Raw genomic sequence first — 21,818 nt, 5'->3', positions numbered from 1 at the left:
TCCGCCGTAGGCAGCCATTCCCGCGTGATTCATTGCCGCGGTTCGCGGAGTGCACTCAGCAGGAGGCGAGATGGAGACGGCAATACCGACCACCCTGTGGCGCAAGATCGGCTGCGCGACCTCGCTGGCCGGGGTGGTGGTCGCCGCCGAACTGCTCGACCGGACCCGGTTTCCCGCGCCGCACATGATCCTGGCGATCGTCGTCGGCGCGGTCCTCGCGCTCACCGCGCGGCCGCCCGCACCGCTGCCGCGCACCGTGTCGATCGGGGCGCAGGCACTGCTCGGCGTGTTGATGGGCAGCTATCTGGAGCTGTCGCTGCTGTCCTCGATCGGGCTCGCCATGATGCCGGTGCTGGTGATCACCGCCGCCACGCTCCTGGTGAGCGTGCTGGTGGCGATCGTCTTCGCGCGGTTCGCCGCAGTCGAATTATCAACGGCCACACTCGGATTACTCGCAGGCGGCTCGGCGGCGGTGGTCGCGTGCGCCGACGAGCTCGACGCCGATCCGCGCCGGGTCGCCTTCATGCAGTACCTGCGGGTCGCGTTCGTCGCGCTCAGCGCGCCCGCGCTCGCCGCGCTGCTCGACAGCGACGACCGGCTCGCGGCCGGTGCGGCGGCGCAGGCCGGTGCGATCACGAATCCCGATCTGCCGCAATGGATGATCGTCGGCCGCGGTGATCAGGTGGCCGGGCTGTCGATCGCCATCGTGCTCTGCCTCATCGGTATCCGGCTCGGCCGATACCTGCGCCTGCCGAGCCCGATGCTGATCGGCCCGATGCTGGCCACCGCCGCACTCACCGCGATCGGCATCAGCCACGGCTACGCGCCGACCAATCTGTTGAAAGCCTTGCTGTTCGCGGTGATCGGTTTCGAAATCGGCACGCGCTTCACCCGGCAGGTGGTCACCGAGATGGCCAAGATGATCCCCGGCCTGACCGCCGCGATCTTCGCACTCTGCGCCGTGGTCGCCGGTCTCGCCTTCGGCCTGGCCGCATGCACCGACCTCGAACTACTCGACCTCTACCTGGCCACAACCCCCGGCGGCATCAACGCCATCCTCGCCACCGCCGAAGGCATGGACGCCAACATGCCCCTGATCACCAGCGTCCAAAGCATCCGCCTCCTCCTGATGGTCCTGACCCTCCCCCTCGTCCTCCACCTCCTCCGCCGCCACCACCCACCCACCACCCCGTGACCATCCAGCAGCCGCACTCGCGCCCAGGACAGAGAGGTATCCGTGCCGAGCAGGGCGGTAACGCTGTTCGCTGATTCCGGCAACTGATAGATGTGACGGATTTGATGAGGGATCAGGGCTCGCCACCCGAATCCGAGGAACGCCTCTCGGGGCGGACCGCGGAGTTCGAGGAGCTGTACCGGGCACATATCGGCTTGGTGCTGTCGTATTTCGCGCGCAGGACGACCGACCCGCAGACGGCCGCGGATCTGACCGCCGACACGTTTGTCGAGGCGATCACCTCGTTCGGGTCGTTCGACGCGCAGCGTGGGACGGGGCGTGGCTGGTTGCTCACGATCGCGCGGCGGGTGTACGCGCGGCATTGTGAGAGCGCTACGCGCAACCGGGATACCTTGGCGCGGTTGGGCGGCCATCGGCAGATCGACGACGACGAGGCCACTGAGCTGCTCGCTCGGATCGATGCCGAGGCTTCGGGACGCGGGCTGATGGCTGCATTGGCGGCGCTGCCCGCACTGGATCGCCACGCGATCGAACTCGTCGATATCGCGGGTCTCACGCCCAAGGAAGCTGCTGTCGCACTAGGGGTTTCGTCCGGCACGTTGCGGGTTCGACTATTCCGGGCGCGCACGAGGCTGCGCAAGCAGACGGGCCACGACGCCATGAACACGAAAGGATCGAAGTGATGAGCAAATTCGAGGATCGCCTACTCGGTGATCTCATCGACGCGCACGGCCCGGAACTGGCTGTCGCCCCCTCGCCTGCCCCTCGGCAGTTCCCGCGCCGTCCAGTGAGCATCGCCGTCGCGGCGGTGGCGCTCGCCGGGGCGAGCATTGTCGCCATCGACCTGCTCGGGGCAAGCCCACAGGCATTCGCCGTGGTCCGCAACGACGACGGATCGGTCACCGTGTCGATCTCGGATATGCGCGCGATCGACGCGACCAATGCCAAGCTGGCCGAAATGGGGATCAGGGCGAAGGTCCTGCCCATGGGAAAAGAGTGCCCGGAACTGGACGAAAGCACCCTATTGTCCGTCGCCAACCAACCCGACTCCCACTACACACTGCCCCAGCTGAATCCGGACGGATCCGTCACCCTGCAACCCACCGCCGCCCCACCGGGCTACCTCATGCTGCTGGGTCTAGCGGGACTACCGGGCGGCACGGGGATCGGCAGATCGTTCACCGCCCCGGTACGCGCCCCAGGCCCCAATTGCCTATACCTGCCAGGCACATTGGAACCGGTTCGCTGAGGCAAGCCGTACTCCGGCTGCCTCAGCGCCAATATGTAATCGGCCGAGCATTCGACTCGAATGCGCCGGTGGCTTGCGTCGCCCGATAACTACCGGTCCGGCGGGGTTACCGTGAAGATCTTCGTCACCGTGATGGGCGTGCCGCGCCCAGGGTCGGGAACTACTTCGACGGTGACGGTGAACTCACCGGGCTGGCGGATGAGGATGCCTTCGCCTCTGCCGGCGACCTCCGAGCAGGAGTCCGCGTGGTAGGTCCGGGTGGTGATGGATGGTCCGGTGACCGTTGCGGTAACCGTGCATTCGTGATTGGAGAATCCGGAGCCGTTGACGTACGAAGTCCAGCCGTAGTACACGGACACGGTGGGATCGCTGCAGTCGAATTGACCGCACTGCAGTTTGTACCGGTCCGGGCCGATTCGCTGGAAGCCGTAAGTCATGGTTTCGATCTCGACGTTCTGGATGACGGTGGCAGCCTTCGCCGTAGTGCGGGTGGTCGTGGTGCTCGACGTGGCCGATGAGGTGGTCTCGCTCGGTCGGCCGACCGTGGTCGTCACGGACGCGGCAAAGGTGGTCGCTGGCAACGCTTTTGCGGAGTTGTCACCCCGGTCCCGATTGACGAACAACAATCCGGCTATGGCCGCGATGACCGAGATCACCAGGCCGAGGATGCCCAGGACGTCTGCCGTACGGCTGACGTGCAGCCATGACAACCTCCGCCGCGGCGGCCCTTTTCGATAGTCCGGGCCGTGGGTCATCGTTTCGCTCCCGGTGGGGCCGTGCACATTACGCGAGGGGATCCCCAGGCGTTCCTCGCATCCGAAAGGGCGCGGGTATCCAGGAGAGTCAAGCGGCCCACGCCGGACAGGACAGCGGTGATCTCTTCCGGCGCGTCGGTCATCGACTTCTCCACGGGCACGTGGATATCGGCGTCGTCACCACGGACGAAGAAGCGGCCGACACCCTCCGATGAGGATGAGTCTGCGTCTTTGCCGACCCACACGGACAACTTCGTGCACGCTCCGCCGACGGTCCAGGTGGCGCGATCGTTCTGGACGTCGAGACCCGACTGGTAGTAGCCGACGATGCTGCCGGTGAAAGTTCGCCTGGAAACGCCGATGCGGATCGAATTGACAGAATTGAAACCGTTCGCCCAGCCGGATGCGGTGTACTCAACCAGGTTGTACCAGGTTTCACGTGGCCCGGTCGGCGGCGGTGCTGTGGTGACCGAGTCCTGCCCAAGCGGCGGAGGCTGAGTCGTCACCGGCACGGTGGTGGGCACGGTCTCATTCGCGGCATCCCACGGCGACCAGCGAATGATGGTGATGCCCACACCGATCACAGCGACCAGCAACCCCGCCAACCCGACGATCAACATACGCCGGTCGTGTTTCGTCGGCGGTGGCGCACTCCCGCCCCCGACGGAAGCGTGTGGGCTGCCGTGGATGATGGTGACGGTTCCGTCGCGGCCGATCGTAATGTTCGGATCTTTGCGCGCGGCCGCTTCGGTGGCTTCGCGAACCTGTTGCCCACCAACCGCTTGCGCGGCGAGTTGTCCCTCCGTGGTCAGCGCCAGCTGAGGTACTCCTCGGCCCACGCGACGACCCCGCCGCACATAATCGTCGTGTTCCAGATCGTCCACAGCATCGGATAATTCATCCCAGGTGATATCCGACACCGAGCATCCCGGATGCTGCATGATCTTTTGCGGCGTCGGAGCCGATTTCGAGCGACCGGCTAGCAGCTCGACATACAGCCACTGCAGCAATGTATTTCGAAGCCGAACTCGCCGTTCATCAAGATCTGCCACAGAACACCTCTGCGATCGGAAGAGCTTCCGCGGCGCCCTCGTGGGCGTCGCAGCATGGATATCACGCAGCCGACCTTCGCGCCACGCAGTTCCCGATTCGTCCCGAATTACACAGTCAAACAAGCAACCGACCAGTTTATGAATCGGACATGATGTCGAGGGCGAGGGAGGAGCTACAGGTTCCAGAAGGGGTCGCCCGAGTCTCGGCGGATGCGGCGTTGTGCGAGGAATAGGGCCACGCCGGGCCACTGCTTCCTCGGTATGTTCAGCGCTGCGACCATCGCCGCCTGATTCAGGGGGGTCATGTTCGTTGTCTGATCGAGTTCCGGACTGGCCAACCCGAGCAGCGGATTCACGAACGACGGTCCCGGATGCAACTGGTCACCACTCAGGCTGAGCTTGTTGTGCATGCACTCGTGGAATACGAGCTTGGCGAGGATTTCCGCATTGTGGCCGAGTCCGCGGACCTCGGACAGCGTTTGTACCGTACCGTTCTCGGTTCTGATCAGCGTCCTTCCCGCGAGCAGCGGCGCTCCCGGGCCATTCGCGAACTTCTCGATCGCCGACAGCTCATCCGGGATGAAATGCACCGCGAGAAATCTATCGTCGACGACGAGTTCGGCGGCCAGCACGATAACCTGCGCGCCGTCGGCGAATCCGGCTGCCCGGGCGATCGGGTCGAAGAAACCTTTCAGCTGATTCACGACATCGGTCAACTTGCTGATCGGCCGGACGGTTCCGAAGACGTCGCTGATGAAAACGCTGTAGGTGGCCATGACTTTCTCCTGCTGTCGAACTCCGCCAACAGGTAGTGCCATTGGCGTACGCGTCTCATTCGATACCGGCGCCGAACGGTTGTCGTGAGTAGTCGCTACGCGGCTTTGCTGGCTGGTCGCAGCGGGTGACGGTCGGATTCAAGTAGTCGCTACTCGTGTGGGTTCGGCCGGGCGGACATACGTTCGGGTTCGTTGATCGGCGATGAGGGCCCGGTCGGCGTTGCTAGGAGGTAGGCGTGGACCCGAAGGAGCTGTTGGCCCGGGTGGCGGGCCTACTGTGGGGGTTGGCCGAGCGGTCGGTGGCCTCGGTGCGCAACGCGGTGGAGGCGCTGCCCGAACTGGCCGGCGAGACCGAACCGGCATTGAAAGGCAAACTGCTCGAGGCGCTCACGGATTTGCCACAGCAGGAGAGCCTGCTGAAACTCGTGCACGATCTACTGGGAAATCCGACCGACGCGGGCGCGCCGGTGCGGGCGCACGGGTGGCGGCGCGATCAAAACGCACCGCACGGAATCGCTTTCGTGCTGGCCAAGAACGGATCGCGCGCCGTGCTCGCGGTATCGCCGGGGCCGGTGATCGATCTGGTCGTCACCCCGAACGCGGCATTGGATCACACGGTGGTCGGCGCGGAATTCGACCTGCACGTCGATGTCCGGACGACTACCGCGTGGACCGCCTCATTCGCCCCCGGCGCCAACTCGGTGGCGCCGACCGGCGAGGCACGCATCACCATCGGCAAGAAGCAACTCTCGGTGGGCGCTGGCGGCTCGGGTGTGTCGACAAAACGCATCGAAGCGACCATGCGTGTGTCGACTACCACCGCGGCGCACGTCGACATCAAGGTCGATGATTTCGAGGCCAGGCTGCTGCCCGCCGCATTGGCGGGCTTCCTCGGCGGCAGTACCGGATCGTCCACGACTCCCACGGATTTGACGATCGCGCTGAGCCGTGATGAGGGTTTACGTTTCGTCGAGGGCGCGGTGCGCGTCGAGAAGAAGGTGAACCTGAAGCTGCCCGGCATCACGCTGCGAAGCTTCGCCGTCGAACTGAGTATGGAAGGCGATCGATTCGCGCTGAAGCCGATGATCTCGCTGCTGGCGAAGCCGCCCGGCCTGCCGCTCACCGCGGCGCTGGACGGGCTCGGCGTCGGCGTCCCGATGCTGCTGCCGGACCGGTTCGGCGCCGGCACCGATGTGCTGCCCACCCTGCCGACCGGTATGGGGATCGGGCTGCTACTCGGCCCGGTCTCCGGCGGCGGGTTCTTCCAGCAGCGTCCCGGCGACGCCTACGCGGGCGGCATCGATGTGAATCTCGGTGTGCTGCAGGTGAAAGCGTTCGGCCTGCTGCAACTGCCCAGCGGCGGCAAGCCGCTGTCCCTACTCGTCCTGCTCGGCGCCGAATTCCCCTATCCGGGAATCCAATTGGGCTTCGGCTTCGCGATCGACGCGGTGGGCGGCCTGGTCGGCATCAACCGCCGCGCCGATACCGACCGGCTGCGCGAACTCGTCAGCGGCGGTAATGCCGACCGAATCCTGTTTCCCGGCAACGCGATCGCGCGGGCCGACGAGATCGTCGGGGCACTGGAGGGGAGCTTCCCGGTGGCGCGCGGCCGCTTCCTCGTCGGCCCGATGCTGCGGATCACCTGGGGCGGGCGCCTCGTCAGCGTCGCCGTCGCGGTGATCATGGAGTTGCCCGATCCGATGCGGGTACTGATCCTCGGCCGGGCGCTGATCGCGCTGCCCGATCCGGCGGCGCCGCTGATCCGCTTGCAGGCCAGCGTGTTCGGGCGGATCGATCCCGGCGTTCCGGTTGTCGAATTTCTGGTCTCGCTCGCCGGATCGTGGATCGTCGGCATGCCGGTGACCGGCGAGATCTACGCGCTGTTCCGCGGCGGCGACAATCCGGCCTTCGTCCTGTCCGCAGGCGGTTTCCACCCCAAGTACACCCGACCACCGGGTGTGCCGCAGCTGCAGCGGCTCGCGATGGATATCGGCGGCGGCGTGCTCGGCCTGCGCGCCGAATCCTATCTGGCGCTGACCTCGAACTCGCTGCAGTTCGGCGCGAAGCTGCACCTGGACGCGACCGTCGCCGAATGCGGGCTGGAGGGCTGGCTCGGGCTGGACGCGCTGTTCGTCTGGGAGCCGACGCTGACGTTCAGCGCGCACGTGTACGCGGGCGTCGCGGTCCTGGCGTTCGGCGAGCGGCTGGCGGGTATCGGCCTCGACTTCACCTTGGAGGGTCCGGCCCCGTGGCACGCCTTCGGCAGGGGCAGTATCGAGGTGCTGTTCTGGGAGGTCTCGCTCGATTTCGATGTCCGGTGGGGTGATCCGGCACTGCCCGTGCGCTCCACCGAGAAGATCCCGGACCTGGTGCGCACCGCCCTTGCCCGGCGCGATGCCTGGGCGCTGGCGCGACCGGCGAGCGAGCGGGCGGGCATCCGGCTCACCGACACGGCGAAACAAGAGCTGGCGCAAGGCGTTGTGGCGCACGCCGATTCGACCGTGCGCGTCACCCAATCCGTGGTGCCGCTGAACAAGACGTTCAACCGCTTCCATCGATTGACGGTCCCGGATCAGACCTGGGAGATCACCGCCGCGCGCTTCGGCACCACCGACGCACCGAAGGGCAAGGAGGTGCCCGAACGGTTCGTGCCCGGTGAGTTCTTCGCGATGAAGGACGAGGAGCAGCTGACCAGACCGGCGTTCGAGGATATGACCGGCGGCTTCGAATTGTCCGATACCGAACCCGATCTCGGCGGCGCGCACCTGATGGACGACAGTTACGAGACCGGATACGAGGTCGAGGACGGCTGGTTCCCGGCTCCCCTGGGCAACATCCGGATCTTCCTGGTGCTGCGCGCGGCCTTCCACGCCGAACTCTTCGCCCGGCCGCTGCACGCCGCCGAACGGGTCGACCGCTGGCGAATGGCCCAGCGCCCCATGACTTTCGCACCGAAGGTGGTGATGAACCGATGACTCGCCGCTGGTTCCTTTCCTCGGTCACGATCGGTGCGGCCGGATCGGCCGACAAGGTGACCAAGGCACGGCCGACCTTCGAACCGAAAGTGGACCTCGTCCAATCGGTGGACGGCCGCCGGGATACCCACACCTGCACCGGGCCCGCCCTGCAAATGCTCGGCCCCGGTGACACTCTCGGCTTCGAACCATCGATGGTGGTGCGGCGCGAACCACCGCCGGGTAGTTCCGACGCGGTGGCGGATTACCTCGCGCTCATCGAATTCGCCGACGCCGCACTGCCGTGGCTGTTCAGCACACCGGCCGCGGTGCGGATGCCGTGGCTCACACTGCTGGTGCTGCGTGCGGGCGAAGGTGAAGTGCGACCCGGCAATCCACTGCCGACCGTCGACGTGCCCGCTGCGGCGCGGCCGAATCTCGCGGAGGCCGCGTCCTGGGTGCATGTCGAGGCCAGGGTGGAGGGTGAGGGTCCCCCGAACGACGCCGTGAAGCTGGATGTCCGCACCGGACTCGACACCGTGGTGGCCCGGGTCATCTGCCCGCGCAAGCTGTCGAAGGGCGACTGGATCGCCTGCGTGGTGCCCACCACCAAGGCGGGTGTCGCGGCCGGGTTGAACAAGGAGATCCCGGCCGACGGCGAGCAGCCCGCGTGGGCGCCGGGACAGCCTGGCGCGCTGACGCTTCCGGTGTACGACTGGTGGGGATTCGCGGTGAGCGACGGCGGCCAGTTCGAGACGCTGGCCCGCAAGATCACGCCGATCGTCGCGGCGAGCGTGCCCGGCTTGGGCTCCCGCCTGGTGAACGTGCGCACCCCGTGGCCGCACGAAGACCCGCCCGCTGGCACGCCGGCCGAGGTCACGGTCGCGGTGCAGGGCGCGCTGCGACTGCCGGATACGGCGACGCCGACCGAGACATGGACACACCAGCCGAGCCAGGACGCTTTCCTCGGGCACATCACCGAGCGCGTGAACGCGCCTGCGGCCCGGCGCGAACAGGTCGGGCAACCGCCGGACCAAGGGCCGACGGCCGTGGCGCCACCGCTGTACGGTGGCAATCACGCAGGCACCCAGCGCATTCCGGCCGCCGGCTGGCAGCAGTCGCTGAACACCCAGGTGCGCTACCGGGTGGCCGCCGCGATCGGTGCGCGCTATGTGCAGCTGGAGCAGGAATTCCTGATGGCGCGCGCCTGGGAGCAGGTCGGCGCGGTGAACGAGGCGAACCGGCTGCTCGCCGCCACCGAGTTGGCCGAACAGGGCGGTGAGAGCGCCCAGGGCAAGCACATCGCCACCATGGATCACGCGGCGCTCACCGGCCTCGCCGATGTGATGAGCGCCAAAGTGCCGGTCCCCGTCGCTGATTCGATGCGTCACGCGCTGGTCGCCTCGGCCGCCCCCGACGGCCTGGAATCCACCGCCTTCGCCCGGCTCACCCGGCGCAACGGTGGCCTGGCCCGCCGCTGCGCCCGCGCGGCGGGCACCGTCGTCTCGAGTATGCCGACCGGCTCGATGCTCGCGACCTCGGTCGGCGGCGTCGAGGTGGTGCCTGCCAAACCCGCGCTGTGGCTGGCCGCGACCGTCGCGGCGGGCAGTGGACCGATGGCCGCGGCCGGTGTCGTCCGCGACCCCGGGACGCTGTTCGCCGCGCAGACCATGGTCGGCCTGCTCGGCGCGCAGCAGCAATCCTTCGCCGTGCGCAACGCTTTCGTGGACGGTACGGCGCTGGCGGACCTGACCGCGGTCGGCGCGAACCTGTCGGCGTCGATGGCGGGCGCGGGCGAGCCGGTGGCGCGCCCGATGATGCTGCGTGGGCTGCGCCGCTCGATCAGCGCCGAAGAGCTCACCGCGCCGAAGGACGTGCAGTTCGCCATGAAGATGGGAATCGACGTCATGGCCGACAGCGTCCGCACCGCCATGGCGCCGATGACGCAGCAGCTGGCGCGCGTCGCCGGAATGATCGGCACCACCGCGGTGCCCGGTCGCGTCGGCGGCGACACCCGCCCGCTCAGGCCGATCATGGCCCATCCGGAATTCGGCTTCCCGATCGCCGCCGAAATCCTCGATCGCTGGCCGGAGTGGGCGATTCCTGGCATCACCACGTTCCCGGACAACAGCGCGACCCTGCTGCAGATCAACTCCCCGTTCGTCGAGTCGCTGCTCGTCGGGTTGAATCAGGAGTTCAACCGCGAGCTGCGCTGGCGCGAATACCCGACCGATGAAGCGGGAACGCCGTTTTCGCGGTTCTGGCCGCCGGGTGGCGCGCAGCCGCAGTACGGCGAGATCGCCCGCTGGGAGCCACAGGTTGCGCTGGGCGCGCATGCCCCGAAGCTGAGCGATCTGCTCGTGCTGCTGGTCCGCGGCGAGGTGTTGCGGCGCTATCCGGGCACCGTGGTGCTCGCGGCCAAGTCGGTGGACCGGCGGGTGGAAAGCGCCCAGGTGGAGTGGCAGCACCCGCGTTTCGTCCTGCCCATCGACGAGCGCACCAGCCTGTTCTGCTTCGACCTGAAACCACAGCAGGCGCGCGACGACAAGTGGATGTTCGTGGTCCGCGAGCCGATGCGCGGCACGCAATTCGGCTTCGACCCGGACACGCGACCGGAGTTCGAAACCTGGTCCGATCTCGGCTGGGATCGAGTCCCGTTGGACGCCAACGGATTTGTCGCGGTCCGCACCGGCGGCATCGTCGGCGCACCGAGCAGGCCGGATCCGGCGAGCTGGCCCGGCGCCGATGCGGGTGATTTCGCCCGCATCATTTTCCAGCGCGCCTTCCAGGTCGCGTTCTCCCCCAATCGAATGCTGCCGCCGCAGTAGCAGGAGCCCGCCATGCCCAAGACACATATCGTCGTCGCCGGGGACACACTGTCCGGCCTGGCGCAGCGTTTCTATGGCAACGGCGCCCTGTTCCCGGTGCTCGCCGCGGCCAACGGCATCGTCGACCCGAATCGCATCACGGTCGGACAGGTGCTCGTCATCCCCGACATCACCCGCACCCACACGGTGGTCGCGGGCGACACGCTGTTCAAGCTCGCGCAGCGCTTCTACGGTGACGGTGACCTGTTCCCGATAGTGGCCGCCGCCAACGGCATCGCCGATCCCAATCGGATCAGCGTCGGCCAGGTGCTCGTCGTGCCCGAACTCATGGCGGGGCGGGGCCGGACCATGGTGCCGTCGATGGGGCGCATCCACATCGTGGTCGCGGGCGACACCCTGTTCGGGCTGGCCCAGCGGTTCTACGGCAACGGCAACCTGTTCCGAATCATCGCCGCCGCCAATGCCATTCCCGATCCGAACGTGATCGCGGTCGGCCAGAAGCTGATCATCCCGCCCATCACTCGCACGTACGTGGTCGTCGCGGGCGACACCCTGTTCGGCCTCGCCCAGCGCTTCTACGGCAAGGGCGAATTGTTCCCGATCATCGCCGCCGCCAACGCCATCGAGAATCCGGATCTCATCTTCGTCGGCCAGGTGTTGATCATTCCGGATATCGGCGCCAGGCCGCCGGCCAACGGCGACAGCCCATTCATGTTGCGCCGCACCATCGATCTGATCCGGCTCGAACACGACAACAAACTCGCGCTCGCCGACGACCGGGAATTCGAGCTCGGCCGGGTTCGCGCCTGGGCCGCGAGCAATCCGGTCAACATACCGCACGGCAACACACCGCAGTCGATTCTCGACTCCGTGGAGAGTGCGCAGGCGGCCCATCGCACCGAGCTCGATCACCTGCGCGCCCGCCTCGCCGAGGCCACCGAAAACCTCGCCGCGGCACTGGATTCCGGCGAACCGCTGTTCGGCACGCACAGCGCCGAGCCGATCGCGCTGCTACCGGTGCGACTGGAGACCAAGTGGGCGGGCGACGGACGCAGCATCAAGGTCCGGGTCTATCCCGACGATATCCACATCGAAAGCTTCGATCCGGCGCTCACCCCCGAGGAATCGGCCGCGGCGCACAAGTACTGGGAACGGCCGGACGAGGACGCCTGGCAGCGACTGCTCGATACCGTCAATCCGGTTCGGGCGGCATGGATCACGCGCGCGGCACGGCCCGGCGCGCCGGATCCCGCGCTGCGCGAACCGGGCAGGCGGCGGATGCCCGAGGTCGCCACGCTGCCGAGCCGGTGGCGTTTCCTCGGCATGGTCGGCGGTCTCGTCGTCGTCGATCAGACCGGCGCCGATATCCCGGACCCGCTGCCGCTCGGATTCCTGGCGGCCGACGAGGCGGCGCCCGATCGCGGACATGCCCTCTGGGCCATAGATTTCGAGGAGGCCGTCCGGGAGGGCATGGGTATCGTGCTCTCGCTGCCCGACAATGTCGACCACCTCGACGAGCTCTTCGTCATCGGGGTCAGCCAGCGCGGCCCCGACGTGGCGGCCGAGCGGCTGCGCGCGAATCTGCACGGGCACGCCTTCTCCGACGGCCTCGCCTTCCTGCCGACGGGCACCCCGACGAACAACACACCGCAGACCCGCAGTTCGTGGTCGTCGCGGCCCAGCGGGTCACCGCCGGGAGCGACGCCGCCGCGCGCGCCCGATATCGCGCCGCACATGCACGTCGTCCGATCCGGCGACACGCTCTTCGGCCTCGCGAAACGGTTCTACGGTGACGGCGAGCTGTTCCCGATCATCGCGACCGCCAACAGGATTCCCGATCCAAATGTGATCGACGTCGGTCAGGTGCTGATCATCCCGGCCAAACCCGGTGAGCCGGAACCCAATCCGCCCGACGCCGACCGATTCGCCCGCGCGCTCGGCCTGCCCGATGCCGGATTCCTCACCGAATGCGACGGCGCGAACCAGATCGGCGACGCGGCCGCCGGGGCGCTGTCGATGCTCGCCTGGTGGGGGCTGGCACAGGAATTGATCAGGGATCAGAACCTGCTCGACGGTCAGGACATGACGCCGGGGCTGCGCGCCTGGCTCACCATCCGTGACCACCTGATCGACTTCGTCCGTGGCCGTGGGCCGTTGCCGACCGTGCGGGCCGGTCGCCAGCCCTACGGTGTGCTTCCGGTGTCCACCCTCGACGAATGGGTGCCCGACGGGCCCGATGACGCGGCCGCCCACCTGCTGCCCTGGCTGCTGCGGTTGCGGCACCACTGGCGCGGTGCGCTGATCTCCGGCTGGATTCCCCGGGTGACCGACGGGGCCCCCGCCGATCGGATCGCGGCCGAAATACTCTCGCGCATACCGGTATCCAACGACATGGTGATCCGCCGCGTGCTCTCGGCCGGTGGCGGTCGGGAGAAATTCGACAAGGTCAGCCTGCGCGCCCCGGGACCGGCGGTCGCGATCGGCGGGATCCTGTCCGGCCTGCGCTGGGCGACCCCGACCGAGGATGTGAGCAACCTGGCGTGGGTCTCCGACACCGCGCCCGCCGACTACGCACTGGTCGCCGAGCGGCTGGTGCCGAACCGGGCGAAGTACCGGGATCTGTTCGCGCACAGCCGCGATCGGTTCCGCGACGCCGTCGCCGTGCTCACCGGCACGATGACCAACGAGCAGTTCACCGCGCGCTGGCCGATCGACATCAACGGCGTCTCCCCCGACCGGCCCCACACCATCTTCGGCGACGTCGGCTTCACCGACGAGGTCACCGGATCGGCGGTCGATTTCCTGCCGTGGCTGGTCGACGTCGGCCAGGAGCTCGCGGGCGGTGAGCAACCCGATACGCTCGACCTCGCGCTCGCGATACCGGCCACGGTGGACCGGCTGCTCAGCCAGCTGATCATGGCGCCGCAGACGCCGAAGAGCGAGCTCGACGACATCCTGAACTTCGGCCGCCGCGGACTGCCCGCCGCGGGCCGGGTGCTCGCCGGGCTCGAAGCGCTCACCACAGTGGCGGCCGACGACTTCCTGCCGCTGTTCTTCGAAACGCTCGACCTCACCGCCCATCGGCTCGACGCCTGGATCACCTCGCTGGCGACCCAGCGGCTCGCGCGCACCAGAGCCGCGGGCATCTCGGGCATTCGGCTCGGTGGCTACGGGTGGGTGGAGAACCTGCGACCGGGCACGGTCCGCGAATCCGAGGGCTACATCCACGCGCCGTCCATGCACCACGCCGCCACCGCGGCCGTGCTGCGGTCGGGATTCCTTGCCCACGAGGGTGATTCGACGCTGGCCGTCGATCTGACCTCGCGCCGGGCGCGCACCGCCCGCTGGCTGCTCGGCGGGGTGCGGCGCGGGCAGAATCTCGGCGCCCTGCTCGGCTACCGCTTCGAACGCGCACTGCACGACGCGAAATTGGATGTGCTGAAGGAATCGTTCCGCAAAGTGTTCCCGACACCGGTCGTCCCGGAACCCGCCGACGGCGCCACGCGGCCCGACCTGTGGGAGCGCAGCTCCGAGGCGATCGCCGCCGCCAACGTGGTCGACGGCATGGCGCTCGCCAGGGGGCACGACGCCGGGGCGGTCTTCGCCTTGCTGCAAGAGCGGGGCTACCCGTTCGGCGACGCGACACTGCCGCCGTTCGCCGACCTGCCCGCCGTGGTGGCCCCGATGCTCGACGATCTGGTCGATGCGCTCGACGCGGTCGGTGATCTGCTGCTGGCCGAAAGCGTGCATCAACTGGTCGGCGGCAACCCGATGCGCGCCGGTCTCGCCGCCGATACGCTCGGCCGCGGCGAGGACGTCCCCGACCGCTTCGATGTGCTGCGCACACCGCACCGCGGGCGCGCGATCACCCATCGGCTCGCGAGCGTGCTGCCCCCGAATCCGCCACGCCCGGCCGGATGGGGCGTCGACGCGTTCTCCCGGCTCGAGCCGCGGGTCGAGGCATGGGTGGCCGATCTACTCGGCCCCGCCGGAGGGTGGCGGCTCACCGGAACGCTGAAGAAAGACCAACGGTCCGAACCGTTCTCGGCCACCGTCGACAGCCTCGGGCTCGGCGCACTCGGCCTGGTCTTCGACGTGGTCGTCGGCGGGCAGCGCCGGATCACCGCGACACTCGCACGCCAGCACGGCATGCCGGAGGCCACCGCCGAATTCGACGGCGATTTCGCCGAATTGCGCGCCGTGGCCGAGCGGATCAACCGATCGCTCAGTGGTGCTTCGGCTTTGCTGCCGCGACATCTGCTCGGCGATCAGGTCCGGGCGCCCGCCCTCGATCTCGACGAGGTCCGCGGACGCGTCGCGGCCTTCCTCACCGAGGTGGACACCCCTGAGCAGCGGGCCGCCCTCGGCATCGACGGCGCCGTGCCGAAACAGCTGCGGAAGTTGGCCGCCGATGCGAGCACACCGGGCTGGCTCGGTGCGGTGACCCGGCTGCTGGACGACTTCCTCGGGACCGCCGTCCCGCTCACCGCCGAGTTCCCCGGGGTGCCACTGCCACCGCCGGCGGCAACCGGTGCGAACGTGGCCGATTGGGTGCGGCGCTTCGCCGCCATCCGCCCCGGCACCCGCACCTGGCACGAGACGCTGCTGATCTCGGGCGTGCGCGCCGGTCGGCCCGCGGCGCTTTCCGCCTCGCAGACCCCGGCCGACGGGCACTGGATCGGCGCGGCCTTCCCGGCGCTGCAACGCCCGCCCACCCGTCAGCATCTGGTGCGCCACACCCCGTTCGCACTGCCCGCGGGCCAACCGCTGGCGGGACTGGTCTTCGACGAATGGGTCGAGGTGCTGCCCGGTTCGGATGCCTTGGCCGACACCAAGACCGGGCCCGACGCGGTGCCCGTCGAGTCCGAACTCACCGGACTTTCCTTCCACTTCGATCGGCCGGATGCCAAAGCGCCGCAGGCGATCCTGCTCGCGGTGCCGCCGAATCCAGAGCGCGGCTGGACCGCCGACGGATTGGCCATGGTGGTCCGCGACACGCTGGAGCTTGCCAAACTGCGCGCGGTCGACCTCGCGGACCTGCCGCTGGTCGACGATGTCGTCCCGGCCGTGCGCGTCGACGGGCAGGGCCAGGAGCACGGCGTGGTGATCGGCAGATTCTGGCGTGAACTGGCAGCAGAGGAGTGAACGATGGCCCGACGCATGACCGATATCCTCGGCAACCCCAGATTCCGGCTGGACGACCGGTTCCGGCTCGAACCGATATCGCGCAGCCGTGAGGTCGCCACCGGACTCAGTGCCCGCGTGCACGATCCGGCCTGGGCGCTGACCCGGCAGTGGCAGTTCGGTGAATTCACCGGGCAGGACGCGGGATCACCGGTGCTGGTGGAACTTTCGGGGCGCAGCACGGTCGTCTCGGCGTGGCGGCCCGCAGGCAGGCAGGGCGAGCTCGAGGTCGACCACACCTGGCTGCCCTATGACCCGCGTTCGGGCCCGCTGGACGAAATGGTCGAGTCGGAGAACGTGGCGGAACCGGACGAGCTGATGCGGCTCGAGGGCGGGGCACACTTCCTGCGCCTGCTCGACGAGCACGGGTTCGGGTCGCGCACCGCGGAAGTTCTTGCCGCGTATGGGTTCCGCGATCCGCCGACCGGCGCCGCCGATCTGGTGACCTTGCTCGCCGCCAAGGTTCCCGATGCGGGCCGGATCGTCGCCGAACCGCGCATCGCGGGCCTGGAAGCCGTGACGACCGACTGGCTGACCTGGTGGAAAGGACTCTTCCCGGCCAAGCTGCCCGACACCTTCGACCCGCACCGTTTCGAGCACCGCGTCGATCTGAGCGTCGGCGACAAGGTATTCCACGCCGAGGAGTATCTCGGCGATGGTCTGGACTGGTTCACCGTCGACGCCGATCCGGCCGCCGTCCCGGCCCCGGCGGCACCAGCGGTGCGCGCTTTTCATCGCGAGGCGATCCCCTCGACGGTGCGATACGGCGGTGTCCCGGCCGACCGGTTCTGGGAAATGGAGGACGCCCAAATAGATTTCGGCTCCACCGATGTCGCGACGCTGGACACCGGGCGCCTGCTGCTGATCGCGTTCGCCGAGGTCTACGGCAACGACTGGTTCCAGCTGCCACTGGAGGTGCCCGCCGGATCACTCACCGTGCTCGACCGGCTCGTCGTCTCCGACTCCTTCGGTGAGAAGCACGAAATCCACAGGGCCGGAACCGAAGACGCGGGATGGAATCTGTTCACCGTATCCGGCACCGAGGACGGCCTGCTTGTCATGCCCTCCGAACGCGGTGCGGTCGGCGAACCACTGGAAACGGTGGCGCTACTGCGCGACGAACTGGCCAACCTGGCCTGGGCGGTCGAGCGAACCTACACCGGCGGCCACGGCGTGCGCGTCGACCGGCGCGAGGACTGGCTGCGCCGAGCGCCAGCAGGCCCACCCCCCACCGAAATCGGCGCCTACGCCGTGCAAACCATCGTCCCCGACTACTGGCTCCCCCTGGTCCCCCACGCGATCGGCCCGGCCGAAATCCGCTTCGCCCTGGTGCCGCTGCTGCAACCCGGTTTCGATTCGGCGCCGCGCGGGCGATTGCTGCACACCGGCGGCTGGGTGCACGAGGAAGAGATCCCCCGCGACGCCGCGGTCGTCTCCCGCCGAAATGTGTTGTCCCGCTGGTTCGACGGCTCCTGGCACTCGTGGGTCCGCCGCGAAAAGAACCCCGGCGGCGGCGAAGGATCCAGCGGCCTGGCCTTCGACATCGTCCGCCCGTCCGAACCATGGCCGTGAACGGCCGGCATCACGAAAGCAGGTAACGACCCATGGGCAACATCACCGCGCCACGCTTCAAGGGCCACCGGCAGTTCGGGCTGTGCCTGGACGGCGCTCGCATGACCGAGGAGGGCTTCGATGCCAATGGCAATCTGGCCGTCGACGAACCCAACGATCCCGACACGGTGGCCGAAATCCAGCGCGCACTCACCGAATTGGACTTCCCGGTACCGATCTCCGGTGTCTACGACGCGGATACCGCGGACATGGTGCGGAAGTTCAAAATCGCGCAGAATCTCGCGATACCACCTGGTTTGGTCGCGCACGACGGCGTTCTCGGACCCGGCACCAGCAAACGCCTCAACGAGCTGTTCACGCCCCCGCCGGGACCGGTAGTGGATCCGGAACTGCGCTACACCGATCGAAAGTCGTTCTACACCAACAGAGCTCTCGCCAAGGCCAACGACGGCAATCACCTGCCGTGGGATCCGGACCAGGGGTATCTGTTCAACCGGCCACGCATCGTCGATCTCTACGGCTATTACCGTGATCTGTATCTGAGCGCGCCCGATCTCTTCCTGTGGGCCGGGCTCGGCCGGATGGCGGGCGGCGCGGTGGTCGGCGGTCTCGATGCGGATCCGGGATTCGCCGATCAGACCGTCATGGTCCGGATCGGCAGGGACATCTTCTTCGACCTCGCTGCTCAGGAAGTCCTTGCCGCACTGGATCGCATGGCCGAGGAGGCGAGCTATGGCCCGCTCGGCTGGACACGGAACTCGGCCCCGCGTGATGCCTCATCGAGCCTGCGCTACCTGAACGGCGCGTCTACTTGCGGTTCAGGCAGAGGTCCTTGTCGGGGTCCGCGGAATCTCGTGAGCTGTATTCGATGTACTTGTAGTCGGCGCCGGAGGGACACTGCTGACCTTCGGGGATCACGCTGACGACGCGGAATACGGCTCGGGACGAAGTGCAGTCGACGACCTCGAGTCGTTCGAAAGATATAGACACCGTGCCGGTCGGTACGGAGCTCGAGGCCGGTCCCATGCAGTCACCTACCGTTGCGTGGGCGGGCGCACCGGGGCGATCGTTGCCTATGGTCAGGTGGCCGATGAGCCACACCACGCCCACCACGACGACCGCAACGAGAAACCGCCCCCATTTCGGCTTGGGCTCCGCGCGCGCGGCCGCCCGTGCCAGGCGGCTCGGATCCTGCACGGGCGGATCGACTTTCGTCCACGTCGGCGGGAAGTCGTCGAACTCGAAGACCTCGGTATCACCGATTTCCAGTGAAAACCGTGGGGCGACAGGATAATCGCGGTTTTCCCGCATGGTCAGGGGGCGACCACCGAACTCGCTGCGCAGGCGGCCGGGCTGGACCGGATCGGGCGCCCACAGCAACCGCGAATCCATCGCGTCCTGAACATCGAATTGTCCCGACATCTCCAACGCGCGATATCGCGCCGCGCGGACGTCCATCGAGACACCTTCCGCCGGAAGCGCTACCGACGCCGGCGCAAGCGCGGTCAATTCCAGTGCCGCCCGCCTGGTGACCTGAATCGGGAAGCTGTGCAGGACAACGGAAACCTTGCCTTCGGCGGCAATCTCCGCAACACCGTGATCGATGACCGCGCTGACGTGGCCGATCCGCGCACCGAGCGTCGTATTCAGTCGCAGCGGCGACGCATTCAATTCCCGCAGACCGCGCTCCGTCATCCGGTGCGCGTCGCCTGCGATCCACTCGCTGCCCACACACCGAACCCAGACCACTTGATGCCGAACGGTATCCGCCAGCTGCCAGGAAACGAGTACCTCCGCCGGTTCGGCGGAATCGGGATAAAGGGATCGCCACAATCTCGCGTACCGAAGCAGCGCCTGTGACTCGACATCCGCGGCTCGGGACAGCGAAACCCAGATCCGCTCCGGCAACGCCTTCAGCATCCGATCGGTCACCAGCGCGCGAATCCCCAACTCCGGCCTGACCTTATCGACCTCGGCCCAGAATTCGCCGGATGAGCCGGAGGAGTAGGGTGAGTCGGCCACGCCGCCCCCTGAAATTCATGACAACACCGAACTGAACTGCATGGTACGCCCTGCGGCACCCCATTTCGGCAATAGTCGAGCCAGCTGTTCTACGCCTGGTCACGCCACCGGCGACCGTCGACGGATTGGAGTACGCGCGGGGGTGCTCATCAGGACATGCGTGAAGGGTCCGGGTAGGTACATGAGGCGGTACGCAAGCTGTCGGAGTGGGGTGTGACGGTGTTGGCCGAGGACCCGCCTCATGAACCAGGGACCGGCGGCGCCCAGATGAGCCGATTCCCGTGGGCGCTGGCATGGCAATCACTACTCGAGCACCCTTGGCGCTCCGGACCGGCGTAGCACCCGAAAGTACCACTGCGCCAGTACAGCCGATCCCTACCGTCCCTGGAGTGATTTGACGTTGTTGCCGAAGGTCCAGCCGCGGGAGCCGTCCCAGTTGATGGACCAGGTCATCAGGCCTTTGAGGGAGTTGGAGGCGCCGGTGCCGTAGTGGTTCCATGCTTGGGCGACCAGCGCCGGGGACATGTAGCCGCCGCCTGCGCCGGGCTGGGCGGGCAGGCCGGGGACCTGCTTGTCGTACGGGACGGTGATCTTCGTGCCCTGGATGGTCAATCCCTTGGCGAGGCAGTCGGTTTGGACGATGAAGCCTTGGACGGTCCCGGCCTGGTAGGAGTCGCCGGAGCAGCCGTACATGCTGCCGTTGTAGTACTGCATGTTGAGCCACCAGAGGCGGCCGTTGTCGGCGTACTTCTTGATGATCGGCAGGTAGGCGCCCCAGATGGAGCCGTAGGCGACGCTGCCGCCGGTGACGTAGGCGGTCTCGGGTGCCATGGTCAGGCCGAAACCGGCCGGCATGCGGGCGAGTACGCCGTCGATGATGCGGATCAGGTTCGCCTGCGAGGTGGACAGCGTGTTGATGTTGCCGGAGTTGGTCAGGCCGGTCTCCAGGTCGATATCGATACCGTCGAAGTTGTATTTCTGCAGGATCGGCACGATGGTCGCGATGAAGCGATCGGCGACTCCGGCCGAGTTGAGGTCGATGCCCGCCGCCGCACCGCCGATGGACATCAGGATGGTGGCGCCCGCCGCCTTGGCCTGGCACATCTCCGCCGGGGTCGCGACCTTCACGGTCGGCTCCATACCGTCCTCCCACCGCGCGGTGCCGTCGGATTCGATGACGGGGAACGCCGCGTTGATGACGTTGTGCCCGTGCGCGGCGATGCGCGCGTCGGTGATCGGAATCCACCCCATGCCCGGGTGGACACCGTTCGCCGCGCCGTCCCAGTTCTCCCAATAGCCTTGCAGCACTTTGCCTGTCGGCCGCGGTTTGGTCGGGCACGTCGCACTGTCCGGCTCCGCCGAAACACCGGGGGCGAACCCGACAACCACCATGCCGACCACCGCGAAGACCGCCAGCGCGTATCTGAATAACAAGCGATATATGGAGTTCATCACCAAGTAGAACCACGCCCAGGATGATCATCTCCACCTGGCGACAACTGGGGAAACCCGCTGATGATCTTCGGCCTGTCTCAGCGAATCGTCAGAACCGTATCGAAGGTTGTTACACCGCTTCGGTTCCTGATCCCGATGACGATCGGTGCGGTGTACTTCGCGCCACGCAGCAGCCTGGTCGCATCCGGCACCCACCACGAGAAGGTAGAAGAAGCACCGACCCCGACTTGCGCCGGATAGGTCCAGCACCGCACGTCCTTCTTCGATCCGTTGTTGCTCTTGCAGTAGGGCGGAATTTCGTGCGGAATTTCGGTGATCCAGAACCCGCTGTCTTTTTCGGTATCTGTCACCAGTCCGATACTCCTGATGGTGACCGTCCGATTTCCCGTGTTCGTGATCAAGACATGAATCCAGTTGTCGGGGCCGATCGCCTGCTCTCGCGTCAACTCCTTCGCACCGGCCGGGCTACCGATCGGCGTCTGCGTGATCTGCCCGTTGGCCGCCTTGGTCTCCAAGGTGAACGTGGCGAGGTACCAGCCGCTGATGTCGTACTTCACGTTATCCGCCACTTGACGCGATACCTCAGTGGCCTCCCGACTGGTCACACACGAAACAGCCGCGGTGCCAAAGGATCCCATGCTTGCGATCATCGCGAGAATTGCGATCGAGATTGTCCACTTGTCTTTCGGTTTCAGCCTCGACCCGGCGCCTTCTTCGAAATTTGTCATCCGACGTCCCGATTGTGATCGTACCGACCGCAGCGGATCGACCGAGCA

General features: G+C 67.3%; 14 protein-coding genes. 8 read left to right on the top strand and 6 right to left on the bottom strand.

The annotated features are described in order from the left end of the window. The first annotated feature begins 70 nt into the window (after positions 1 to 70). The 3 genes from ACIG5A_RS02595 to ACIG5A_RS02585 all read left to right on the top strand — a co-directional run bounded on the left by ACIG5A_RS02595 (position 71) and on the right by ACIG5A_RS02585 (position 2,444). On the top strand, positions 71 to 1,195 hold the full coding sequence (locus ACIG5A_RS02595; RefSeq protein ID WP_397236907.1) for an AbrB family transcriptional regulator: 1,125 nt from the start codon (positions 71 to 73) through the stop codon (positions 1,193 to 1,195). Positions 1,196 to 1,287: 92 nt separating this feature from the next. After that, positions 1,288 to 1,878 carry an RNA polymerase sigma factor gene (locus ACIG5A_RS02590; RefSeq protein WP_397236905.1) on the top strand — a complete coding sequence of 197 codons (591 nt, stop codon included), beginning with the start codon at positions 1,288 to 1,290 and terminating at the stop codon, positions 1,876 to 1,878. Next, a complete protein-coding gene (locus ACIG5A_RS02585) occupies positions 1,878 to 2,444 on the top strand; it encodes a hypothetical protein (protein WP_397236903.1) in 567 nt (188 codons plus the stop codon). Before ACIG5A_RS02590 ends, ACIG5A_RS02585 begins: the two co-directional genes overlap by 1 nt. Positions 2,445 to 2,533: 89 nt before the next feature. On the opposite strand, the gene ACIG5A_RS02580 is transcribed toward ACIG5A_RS02585, so the two are convergent. The 3 genes from ACIG5A_RS02580 to ACIG5A_RS02570 form a co-directional block, all read right to left on the bottom strand. Further along, a complete protein-coding gene (locus tag ACIG5A_RS02580; RefSeq protein ID WP_397236901.1) occupies positions 2,534 to 3,199 on the bottom strand; it encodes a hypothetical protein in 666 nt (221 codons plus the stop codon). Next, the gene (locus ACIG5A_RS02575) at positions 3,196 to 4,251 is read right to left on the bottom strand and encodes a hypothetical protein (protein WP_397236899.1); all 1,056 of its coding nucleotides are present in this window, start codon (positions 4,249 to 4,251) and stop codon (positions 3,196 to 3,198) included. Before ACIG5A_RS02575 ends, ACIG5A_RS02580 begins: the two co-directional genes overlap by 4 nt. Before the next feature lie 173 nt (positions 4,252 to 4,424). Beyond that, positions 4,425 to 5,027 carry a hypothetical protein gene (locus tag ACIG5A_RS02570; RefSeq protein WP_397236897.1) on the bottom strand — a complete coding sequence of 201 codons (603 nt, stop codon included), beginning with the start codon at positions 5,025 to 5,027 and terminating at the stop codon, positions 4,425 to 4,427. 236 nt (positions 5,028 to 5,263) lie between these two features. Between ACIG5A_RS02570 and ACIG5A_RS02565 the strand changes: the two genes are divergently transcribed. From ACIG5A_RS02565 to ACIG5A_RS02545, 5 genes are read left to right on the top strand one after another with little or no spacing between them, the layout of a single operon-like run. Beyond that, positions 5,264 to 8,002, top strand: coding sequence for a DUF6603 domain-containing protein (locus tag ACIG5A_RS02565; RefSeq protein ID WP_397236895.1), 2,739 nt, complete (start codon positions 5,264 to 5,266; stop codon positions 8,000 to 8,002). Continuing rightward, positions 7,999 to 10,809 (top strand): hypothetical protein, encoded by a 2,811-nt coding sequence (locus tag ACIG5A_RS02560; RefSeq protein ID WP_397236893.1) that lies wholly within the window; start codon positions 7,999 to 8,001, stop codon positions 10,807 to 10,809. The genes ACIG5A_RS02565 and ACIG5A_RS02560 overlap by 4 nt, the downstream gene beginning before the upstream one ends. 12 nt (positions 10,810 to 10,821) lie before the next feature. After that, positions 10,822 to 15,954: a LysM peptidoglycan-binding domain-containing protein gene (locus tag ACIG5A_RS02555; RefSeq protein WP_397236891.1), complete on the top strand. Its 5,133-nt coding sequence runs from the start codon at positions 10,822 to 10,824 to the stop codon at positions 15,952 to 15,954. A 3-nt stretch (positions 15,955 to 15,957) separates the two neighbouring features. Then, entirely contained in the window at positions 15,958 to 17,565 is a 1,608-nt protein-coding gene (locus ACIG5A_RS02550) for a hypothetical protein (RefSeq protein ID WP_397236889.1), read from the top strand. Positions 17,566 to 17,597: 32 nt separating this feature from the next. Continuing rightward, positions 17,598 to 18,488 carry a peptidoglycan-binding protein gene (locus ACIG5A_RS02545; protein ID WP_397236887.1) on the top strand — a complete coding sequence of 297 codons (891 nt, stop codon included), beginning with the start codon at positions 17,598 to 17,600 and terminating at the stop codon, positions 18,486 to 18,488. Here ACIG5A_RS02545 and ACIG5A_RS02540 read toward each other — a convergent pair. From ACIG5A_RS02540 to ACIG5A_RS02530, 3 genes are all read right to left on the bottom strand, one after another. After that, positions 18,373 to 19,587: a hypothetical protein gene (locus tag ACIG5A_RS02540; protein WP_397236885.1), complete on the bottom strand. Its 1,215-nt coding sequence runs from the start codon at positions 19,585 to 19,587 to the stop codon at positions 18,373 to 18,375. The two genes, ACIG5A_RS02545 and ACIG5A_RS02540, sit on opposite strands and share 116 nt — an antisense overlap. Positions 19,588 to 19,962: 375 nt before the next feature. Then, entirely contained in the window at positions 19,963 to 21,021 is a 1,059-nt protein-coding gene (locus tag ACIG5A_RS02535) for a chitinase (protein ID WP_397236883.1), read from the bottom strand. A 98-nt stretch (positions 21,022 to 21,119) separates the two neighbouring features. Further along, positions 21,120 to 21,770 (bottom strand): hypothetical protein, encoded by a 651-nt coding sequence (locus ACIG5A_RS02530; RefSeq protein ID WP_397236881.1) that lies wholly within the window; start codon positions 21,768 to 21,770, stop codon positions 21,120 to 21,122. Between the last annotated feature and the right edge of the window lie 48 nt (positions 21,771 to 21,818).

Origin of the sequence: Nocardia sp. NPDC052566 (assembly GCF_044547285.1) — a bacterium.
GTDB lineage: Bacteria > Actinomycetota > Actinomycetes > Mycobacteriales > Mycobacteriaceae > Nocardia.
This window is presented reverse-complemented; position numbering and strand designations above follow the sequence as displayed.

Coding starts and splice junctions, on each gene's coding strand:
- ACIG5A_RS02595 (WP_397236907.1), top strand. CDS start 71: ATGGAGACGGCAATACCGACCACCCTGTGGCGCAAGATCGGCTGCGCG.
- ACIG5A_RS02585 (WP_397236903.1), top strand. CDS start 1,878: ATGAGCAAATTCGAGGATCGCCTACTCGGTGATCTCATCGACGCGCAC.
- ACIG5A_RS02580 (WP_397236901.1), bottom strand. CDS start 3,199: ATGACCCACGGCCCGGACTATCGAAAAGGGCCGCCGCGGCGGAGGTTG.
- ACIG5A_RS02570 (WP_397236897.1), bottom strand. CDS start 5,027: ATGGCCACCTACAGCGTTTTCATCAGCGACGTCTTCGGAACCGTCCGG.
- ACIG5A_RS02560 (WP_397236893.1), top strand. CDS start 7,999: ATGACTCGCCGCTGGTTCCTTTCCTCGGTCACGATCGGTGCGGCCGGA.
- ACIG5A_RS02555 (WP_397236891.1), top strand. CDS start 10,822: ATGCCCAAGACACATATCGTCGTCGCCGGGGACACACTGTCCGGCCTG.
- ACIG5A_RS02550 (WP_397236889.1), top strand. CDS start 15,958: ATGGCCCGACGCATGACCGATATCCTCGGCAACCCCAGATTCCGGCTG.
- ACIG5A_RS02545 (WP_397236887.1), top strand. CDS start 17,598: ATGGGCAACATCACCGCGCCACGCTTCAAGGGCCACCGGCAGTTCGGG.
- ACIG5A_RS02530 (WP_397236881.1), bottom strand. CDS start 21,770: ATGACAAATTTCGAAGAAGGCGCCGGGTCGAGGCTGAAACCGAAAGAC.